The organism is Bacillus sp. mrc49 (genome assembly GCF_002803435.1).
In genome coordinates this window covers 1-1,244 of sequence record NZ_PHNG01000551.1, presented here as the reverse complement: position 1 = coordinate 1,244, position 1,244 = coordinate 1, and the positions used below count along the sequence as shown (strand labels likewise).

General features: G+C 52.3%; 1 protein-coding gene. It reads right to left on the bottom strand.

The genetic code is table 11. The features are described from left to right. Nucleotides 1–1,244, bottom strand: a 1,244-nt coding sequence (locus CVN76_RS05590; RefSeq protein ID WP_269800019.1) for a glutamate synthase-related protein, incomplete at both ends; no start/stop codon positions are given.

The window sequence follows — 1,244 nt, the reverse complement described above, 5'->3', positions numbered from 1 at the left end:
ACTTCACTTCCGACAATCGTCCCGACAACACGGTTCACGTTTGTAATGGGGAAGCTGACATCCACCGGGGCTTGATCAATCAATGCCGGCTGTACCATCGGTAAAATTTTTCGGATATCCAATGCTTCTTCGATTTTATGGTTTTGAGGAAGCTGATACGTACGTATCCCCTCCGGTTGGAAAAGAAGTGTCGTCAAGTCCAGATGCTTCGCTTTCCAATGGTTTTGTGCCCGCTCGCTCACTTGCAAAACATCCGTGCGGCCGACCATCTCCTCCAGTGTTCTAAAACCAAGCTCTGCCATCGTTTCCCGCACTTCCTCAGCGATGAAACGCATGAAATTGACGACATGATCCGGATCTCCAGTGAACTTGCTGCGAAGCTCAGGGTTTTGGGTAGCTACCCCGACTGGGCATGTGTCCAGATGGCACGCACGCATCATGACACAGCCAAGGACTACAAGAGGGGCCGTGGCAAACCCGAATTCTTCCGCTCCAAGGATCGCCGCCATGACCACATCGCGTCCCGTCATCAGCTTTCCATCCGTTTCGAGGACCACCCTGCTGCGCAGTCCATTCAGCATCAAGGTTTGGTGCGCTTCAGCAAGGCCCAGCTCCCAAGGAAGCCCAGTATGTTTAATGCTTGTTTTAGGTGATGCACCCGTGCCGCCATCATAGCCACTAATGACGATGACATCCGCGGCACCTTTGGCAACACCGGCCGCAATCGTGCCGACACCTGCTTTTGACACAAGCTTGACACTGATCCTGGCATCACGATTGGCATTTTTCAAATCGTGAATCAGCTGCGCCAGGTCTTCAATCGAATAAATATCATGATGCGGAGGCGGTGAAATCAAGCCCACACCAGGGGTGGAACCACGTACCTCTGCGACCCAAGGATATACTTTATTCCCTGGAAGCTGGCCGCCTTCACCAGGCTTTGCGCCTTGTGCCATCTTGATTTGGAGCTCGTCGGCATTGATGAGGTAATGACTTTTTACACCGAAACGTCCGGATGCGATCTGCTTGATCCCGCTGCGGCGGTCATCACCGTTTTCATCCAAATGGTAACGGCTTGGATGCTCCCCGCCTTCACCGCTATTGCTTTTTCCGCCGAGACGGTTCATGGCAATCGCCAATGTTTCATGCGCTTCCTGGCTCAAAGAACCGAATGACATCGCGCCCGTTTTAAAACGGGTGACAATCGATTCAACGGATTCCACTTCATCGATGGAAATGCTTTG